Genomic DNA, 7,234 nt, shown 5'->3' on the forward strand with positions numbered 1-7,234 from the left:
GGGGCAAGGGCGGCGTGGAGGACCTGGAGGACGAGGAGGCCGAGGAGGCCATCCAGGCCGAGGCGGCGGAGGCTGAGGCCGAGGAGGAAGCCGAGGCCGAGGAGGAGGCCGAGGGCGGCGACGGGATGACCCGCCGCCGGCGGCGGCGCCGCCGGCGGGGCGCGGGGGACGTCGAGGGCGCTGCCGAGGACGGCGTGCCCACGGTCGTCAAGATCCGGGAGCCGCGCCGGACCGTCGACGAGGTGCAGGGCGTCTCCGGCTCGACCCGGCTGGAGGCCAAGCGCCAGCGCCGGCGGGACGGCCGGGAGCAGCGCCGGACCCGGCCGCCGATCCTCAGCGAGTCGGAGTTCCTGGCCCGCCGGGAGGCGGTCGACCGGGTGATGGCGGTACGCCAGCGTGGCGACCGCACCCAGATCGCCGTCCTGGAGGACGGCGTGCTGGTCGAGCACTACGTGACCCGCAACTCGTCCGGCACCATGGCCGGCAACGTCTACCTGGGCAAGGTGCAGAACGTCCTGCCCAGCATGGAGGCGGCCTTCGTCGACGTCGGGCGCGGCCGCAACGCCGTGCTGTACGCCGGCGAGGTCAACTGGGACGCCACCGGTCTGGAAGGGCGGGCCCGCTCCATCGAGCAGGCGCTGAAGTCCGGCGACTCGGTGCTGGTGCAGGTCACCAAGGACCCGATCGGGCACAAGGGGGCGCGGCTGACCAGCAACATCGCGCTCTCCGGCCGGCACCTGGTCTATGTGCCGAACGGCAACGCCTCCGGCATCAGCCGGAAGCTGCCGGACAACGAGCGCAGGCGGCTGCGGGACGTGCTGAAGAAGCTGGTCCCGGACGGCGCGGGCGTGATCGTACGGACCGCCGCCGAGGGCGCCAGCGAGGACGAACTGGCCCGCGACGTCAAGCGGTTGCAGGCGCAGTGGGAGGACATCCAGGCCAAGGCTGCCGAGGGCGGCGCCCCGGTGCTGCTCTACGAGGAGCCGGATCTGGTCATCCGGGTGGTCCGGGACCTGTTCAACGAGGACTTCCGGGAGCTGGTGATCGAGGGCGACGAGTCGTACGACATGGTCGACTCGTACCTCTCGCACGTCTCGCCGGACCTGGTCACCCGGCTGCGCCGGCACGTCGGCACCACCGACGTCTTCGCCGAGTACCGCATCGACGAGCAGATCCTCAAGGGGCTGGACCGCAAGGTCTTCCTCCCCTCCGGCGGGCACTTGGTGATCGACCGGACCGAGGCGATGACCGTGGTGGACGTCAACACCGGCAAGTACACCGGCGCCGGAGGCAACCTGGAGGAGACGGTCACCCGGAACAACCTGGAGGCCGCCGAGGAGATCGTCCGCCAGCTCCGGCTGCGCGACATCGGCGGCATCGTGGTGATCGACTTCATCGACATGGTGCTGGAGTCGAACCGTGAGCTGGTGCTGCGCCGGCTGACCGAGTGCCTGGGGCGGGACCGCACCAAGCACCAGGTCACCGAGATCACCTCACTCGGCCTGGTGCAGATGACCCGAAAGCGGATCGGCGCCGGCCTGCTGGAGGCGTTCAGCGAGACCTGCGAGTGCTGCAAGGGCCGGGGGCTGATCATCCACACCGAGCCGGTGCCGGAGAAGCCCCGTCCGGGCGGTGCGGGGGAGAGGGTGAAGGCGGTCGCCTCGGCGGTCGCCGCCCCGGCGGCCGAGCAGAGCGGATCGTCCCGCCGCCGGGCGCGCAAGAGCGTCCCGGCGGAGCGCACGGTGGTCGAGGTCGCCGAGACCGACACCACCAGCACCACCGACGCCGACTATCACGACACCATGGGCTACGACCTGTCCCGGTACGAGGCGGACACCGCCGCCGCGCCGGACATCGCCGACAGCCAGCAGGGCGAGTCCGCCCGGCTGGCCGCGCCGGACGACCCGGACGCGCTCGCCGACGGCGAGGAGGGCGCCGAGGTGGGCGGCGGCCGTCGCCGGCCGCGCCGGGCCGGCGCGCGCCGGCGTACCCGACCGTGACGGGCTGACCAGCGCCCCGTCTGGCAGGGCCCCTTCCCCGGCGATGTCCGGCGGGAGGGGCCCTGACGTATGGTCGAGTCCCGGTCACGATCGGCCACCCGGTCAGGAGAGGGAACATGCGCCGTCTGCTCGCCGTCACCGCGGTCACCACCGTCCTGCTCGCCGGCGTCGCGTGCTCGACCGACCGGCCGGACGCCGGTCCGGCCGGCGCCGCGGCCGCCGGGGCGGGGGCCACCGGTGCCACGTCGGGCGCCGGGGCCGGGGCCGCCGGCGGCAACGCCCCCGAGGTGTGCGCGGCCGCGCGGCGGGCCAGCGGTGCCGCCGTCCGCACCTATGTCGAGGAGCTCGGCAGGATGATGGCCGCGGTCGGGGCGAACGACGGCACCGCGGCGGAGGCCGCCCGCAAGCGGGCCGAGGAGGCGCTGACCGGTTGGCGGACCGCGCTGGAACAGCAGTCGGCCCGGGCCGACGATCCGCAGTTGAGGACCCTGCTCAGCGACATCGCCACCGAGGTCGGCGCGATGGGCACCGACCTCGACTCGATCGACGAGACGGAGCTCGACCGTCTCCAGCAGCGGCTCGACCAGCTCTGCGTCCGCTGACCGGCGGGCCCGGTTTGGGTGCCGGCGACATCATGGCGTACGCTAACCTGCGGCGCACTTTGGTGTGCCGAGTTCCCGCGTGCCCGCGCCGCCGTGCCTCAGCTACCCGGCGAGCCGCCGCGGGGACGACCGCCAGCAGCCTCAACGACAGGGAGTCCGCCTCCGATGTACGCGATCGTCAAGACCGGCGGCAAGCAGTACAAGGTCGCCGAGGGCGACGTGATCGAGGTCGAGAAGCTCGCCGGTGCCCCCGGCGACGCGGTGCAGCTCACCGCGGTGCTCCTCGTCGACGGTGACGACCTGGTGACCGACGCGGCGAAGCTTGCCGAGGTCGCGGTGTCCGGCGAGATCGCCGCGCACACCAAGGGCCCGAAGATCCGGATCCACAAGTTCAAGAACAAGACCGGCTACCACAAGCGCCAGGGTCACCGCCAGCCGTTGACCCAGGTCAAGGTGACCGGCATCACCAGCGGGAAGTAGGTCGTCCTCAGATGGCTCACAAAAAGGGTGCGTCCAGCTCGCGTAACGGTCGTGACTCCGCGGCCCAGCGGCTCGGCGTGAAGCGCTTCGGTGGTCAGGTCGTCAGCGCGGGTGAGATCATCATCCGTCAGCGTGGCACCAAGTTCCACCCCGGTGACCTGGTCGGCCGCGGCGGAGACGACACGCTCTTCGCGCTGGCCGCCGGTGCGGTCCAGTTCGGCACCAAGCGTGGTCGCAAGACGGTCAGCATCGTGGTGCCGCAGCAGTAGTTCTCCGGCGAAGCGGGCCGCGGACCTCGTGTCCCGGCCCGCTTCGCTTTTCTCATGCGAGGGTGGCCTCGCTGGAAGGATTGGCGGCGTGACGATGTTCGTTGACAGGGTCGTCCTGCACCTGCAGGCCGGCGACGGCGGGCACGGCTGTGTCTCGATCCACCGGGAGAAGTTCAAGCCTTTCGGCGGGCCCGACGGCGGCAACGGCGGGCACGGCGGCAGCGTCGCCCTGGTGGTCGACCCGCAGGTGCACACGCTGCTCGACTTCCACTTCCGCCCGCACGTCAAGGCCCAGAACGGCAAGGGCGGCGCCGGCTCGAACCGGGACGGCGCCAACGGCGCCGACCTGGTGCTGAAGGTGCCCAACGGCACCGTGGTGCAGACCCTCGACGGCACCGTGCTGGCCGACCTGGTCGGCGCCGGCACCACCTTCGAGGTGGCCCGGGGCGGGCGCGGCGGCCGGGGTAACGCCGCGCTGGCCAGCGCCCGGCGCAAGGCGCCCGGCTTCGCCGAGTTGGGCGAGCCGGGCGACCAGCTTGACGTGGTGCTGGAGCTCAAGAGCGTCGCCGACGTCGGCCTCGTCGGCTTCCCGTCGGCCGGCAAGTCGTCGCTGATCTCGGTGATCTCCGCCGCCAAGCCGAAGATCGCCGACTACCCGTTCACGACGCTGGTGCCGAACCTGGGTGTGGTCCGGGTGGACAACCACACCTTCACCGTCGCCGACGTGCCCGGGCTGATCCCCGGCGCGGCCACCGGCAAGGGGCTCGGCCTGGAGTTCCTCCGGCACGTCGAGCGCTGCTCCGTGCTGGTGCACGTGATCGACACCGCGACGCTGGAGCCCGGCCGGGACCCGCTCGCCGACATCGACACCATCGAGGCGGAGCTGATCGCGTACGGCGGGCTGGCCGACCGGCCCCGCCTGGTGGCGCTCAACAAGATCGACGTGCCGGACGGCCGGGACCTGGCCGAGATCGTCCGGCCGGACCTGGAGGCGCGCGGCTTCCGGGTCTTCGAGGTCTCCGCCGCCACGCGGGAAGGGCTCAAGGAGCTCACGTACGCCATGGCGGAACTGGTGGAGCAGGCGCGCAGCGCCGCGCCGCCGGCCGAGCCCACCCGGATCGTGATCCGGCCGAAGGCGGTCGACGACGCCGGTTTCACCGTCGAGGCCGCCCCGGACGGTGCCTGGGTGGTGCGGGGCGCCCGCCCCGAGCGGTGGGTGCGGCAGACGAACTTCGACAACGACGAGGCGGTCGGCTACCTCGCCGACCGGCTGGCCCGGCTGGGTGTCGAGGAGAAGCTCGGCAAGGCCGGCGCCGAGCCCGGCGACCTGGTCCGGATCGGGGACCGCGAGTTCGACTGGCAGCCGACGCTCTACGCCGGGGTCGACTTCGTCCCCGGCAACCGGGGCACCGACGTCCGGCTGGAGGAGAAGACCACCCGACCGTCGGCGGCCGATCGGCTGGCGGCCCGCAAGGCCCGCCGGCAGCGGCCGGCCGAAGAGATCGAGGCCGGTGGTCCCGGGGCGGACGAGGGCGACGCCGAATAGCTCCTTGCGCCTCGTGCTCAGGGCCGGTCGAAGGGCCGGTCTGGGCGGCTGCCCGTGCCAAGCTGGTTGGACAGCAGCAGGCCGAAGGCGAGCATGCCGAAGCCGAGCGCCAGATGCAGCCAGTTGGCGGCGTCGTTGACCGGGATGACGTTGGCGGCGCTCTCCCGGTTGATGGCGAAGCCGTAGAGCCAGAGACCGAGGTAGAGCGCGCCGCCGCCGGCCAGGAAGATCCGGGCCCCGGCGACCCGGCGCGCCATCACCAGGCCGACCAGGCCGAAGCCCAGGTGCAGCAGGTTGTGCAGGACCGACACCTGGAACAGACCGAGCAGCTTCGCCTCGGAGTGGTGCCCGGCGAACCTCATCCCGCCGTGGTCGGTGGTGACGCCCGGGATGAACCCGAGCACCCCGAGCAGCGTGAAGACCCCGGCCACGGCCACAGCGACGAGCTGGACCCGCGGCTTCGGGCCCGCCGGTCGGCCGCCGCCCGCGTTCCGTGCCATCGATGTCACCTCCGTGGACCCGCGGAACCCCCGCCCGCGGCACCGGTCGCGAGGATCGTCCGTCACTGTCCGCGACAGCATCGACACCCGGCCCGACGATGCTCAATTTTGGGGTCGGCGCCGACGGCCCCGCAGAGAAATGCCCAATCAGGTATGGGGGCGAAAGGCGAGCTGCCGGGCGTCGCCGGTGCCCGGCCGGCCCGTCAGGCGGTACGGCGGACGTTGGCGATCAGGAAGCCGCCGGGTGGCAGCGTCGGCATCCGGCGCAGGTTCACCGTCAGGTCCTGCGGCGGCACGTCGTAGCGCATGGTGCTGGTCAGGTTCGTCACCGCCCGCTTCATCAGCTCGATGGTGATCCACTCGCCGGCGCAGCGGTGTCCGGTGAGGTGGTCGCCGCCGCCCTGCGGGACGAACCCGAACGGGTCGTCCCGCCAGCCGGCGAAGCGCTCCGGGCGGAACTGTTCCGGCTCGGGCCACAGCGTCCGGTCGTGGTTGGTGCCGTACAGGTCGAGCAGCACCCGGCGCCCGCGCGGGAAGTGGTAGCCCCGCCAGTCGAAGGAGCGCCGCACCCGCGCGGCGGTGGCCGGGAAGAAGGGGTAGTAGCGGCGTACCTCCTGCACGAACTGCTCGGTGACCTCCTCGCTCTCCCGGACCCGCTCCCGCCAGGCCGGGTGCTGGTGCAGGGCCAGCGCGGCGAAGACGATGAAGCGGTTCACGGCGACCGTCGGGCGCAGCACGTTGAGCAACTCCACAGCGGCGATCCGGCTGGGCAGCAGCCGACCCCGCTCGTCCCGGTGCTCGGCGATCACCCGCAGCGCGCTGCCCTCCGGGGCCGGGAGCGTGCCGAAGCGTTCCCGGTCGATGACGTCGCGGATCCAGCGTTCGCCGAGGCGGCGGCCCAGCAGGCCCCGCCAGTGCCGCGGCCCGAATGCGGCCGGCGCGTCGATCATCGCGTGCAGCTCGGCATCGCGCCGGTCGACCTGCGAGTCGGCCAGCGGCACCCCGGCCCAGGCGCAGACCACCCGGGTCAGCATCCGGCCCAGCTCGTCGTGGAGCACCACCGTCCGGCCGCCCTCCCACGCCGGGATCCGGGCCCGCCACTCGTCGTCGAAGAGCTGGCCGAGCTGCCGGACCGCGGCCGGGGTCATGATCGACAGGAACATCGCCTTCCGGTCGGCGTGGGCCGCGCCGTTGAGGCCCTGCACCCCGCCGACGCCGGTGAGCGTCCGCTGAACCCGTCTCGGCAGGGCGCCGGCCCGGATGAAGCGCTCCCGGTCGTAGAAGAGTTCGGCCGCCGGCCGGCCGCGCAGGCAGATGGTCCGCTCCAGCAGCAGCCGGGTCTGGAAGATGTCGGTGCCGTAGCGGTCGCAGCGCGCGCCGATGAACCGGTAGCCGTCGCGCAGGAACGCCAACGTGCTCTCCAGGCTGCGGTCCGCCGGGATGGTCGCCATGGGGCCTCCTGAGGCGGGGTGGCGGCCGGCACCGGCCGACCGCTGTGCTCGGCCGGGTGCGTCTACCCAAGTCAGCGCCGCTGAATCCCGCCGAACCCGGGAAACCGCCCGGACCGGTCGCCCAGCGCGGGGACAGGCCAGCGGATCGCCGGTCGGCTGGCCCCTCCCAGGGCGGCGGAACCTGGTTGGCCGCGGTGGTCGGATCGTCGACCACGGGGAGGGCGGATGCGGGACGACCGGTCGCCGCACCGGCGGCAGCGGCACGCCTGTTCTGGGGGGCGATCGGGCCCGACGGCGAGCGTGCGGACGTCACCGGGCATCCGGGGCTTCCACCACGCGCCCGGCCCCGGCGGCCTGGGCTGGGGCGCCGGGGCCGGGCGCGTGGT

7 protein-coding genes are annotated in these 7,234 nt (G+C 73.1%); 5 read left to right on the forward strand and 2 right to left on the reverse strand.

The annotated features are described in order from the left end of the window. The 5 genes from C1I99_RS27100 to obgE all read left to right on the forward strand — a co-directional run. The coding region (locus C1I99_RS27100; protein ID WP_146604065.1) for an Rne/Rng family ribonuclease at positions 1-2,000 on the forward strand (2,000 nt) is incomplete at its 5' end. A 116-nt stretch (positions 2,001-2,116) separates the two neighbouring features. Continuing rightward, complete coding sequence (locus C1I99_RS27105) at positions 2,117-2,602, forward strand: hypothetical protein (protein WP_111137046.1); 486 nt, start codon at positions 2,117-2,119, stop codon at positions 2,600-2,602. Between the two features lie 165 nt (positions 2,603-2,767). Beyond that, positions 2,768-3,082, forward strand: a complete 315-nt coding sequence (gene rplU, locus C1I99_RS27110) for a 50S ribosomal protein L21 (protein ID WP_111137047.1) — start codon at positions 2,768-2,770, stop codon at positions 3,080-3,082. 11 nt (positions 3,083-3,093) lie between these two features. Beyond that, positions 3,094-3,351, forward strand: a complete 258-nt coding sequence (rpmA, locus tag C1I99_RS27115) for a 50S ribosomal protein L27 (protein WP_111137048.1) — start codon at positions 3,094-3,096, stop codon at positions 3,349-3,351. A gap of 88 nt (positions 3,352-3,439) precedes the next feature. Further along, on the forward strand, positions 3,440-4,897 hold the full coding sequence (obgE, locus tag C1I99_RS27120) for a GTPase ObgE (RefSeq protein ID WP_111137049.1): 1,458 nt from the start codon (positions 3,440-3,442) through the stop codon (positions 4,895-4,897). Between the two features lie 17 nt (positions 4,898-4,914). On the opposite strand, the gene C1I99_RS27125 is transcribed toward obgE, so the two are convergent. Both C1I99_RS27125 and C1I99_RS27130 read right to left on the reverse strand, forming a co-directional pair. Continuing rightward, a complete protein-coding gene (locus C1I99_RS27125) occupies positions 4,915-5,397 on the reverse strand; it encodes a DUF4383 domain-containing protein (RefSeq protein ID WP_111137050.1) in 483 nt (160 codons plus the stop codon). Positions 5,398-5,600: 203 nt separating this feature from the next. Next, positions 5,601-6,848, reverse strand: coding sequence for a cytochrome P450 (locus C1I99_RS27130; RefSeq protein ID WP_111137051.1), 1,248 nt, complete (start codon positions 6,846-6,848; stop codon positions 5,601-5,603). Between the last annotated feature and the right edge of the window lie 386 nt (positions 6,849-7,234).

Origin of the sequence: Micromonospora deserti (assembly GCF_003236335.1) — a bacterium.
Lineage (GTDB): Bacteria > Actinomycetota > Actinomycetes > Mycobacteriales > Micromonosporaceae > Micromonospora > Micromonospora deserti.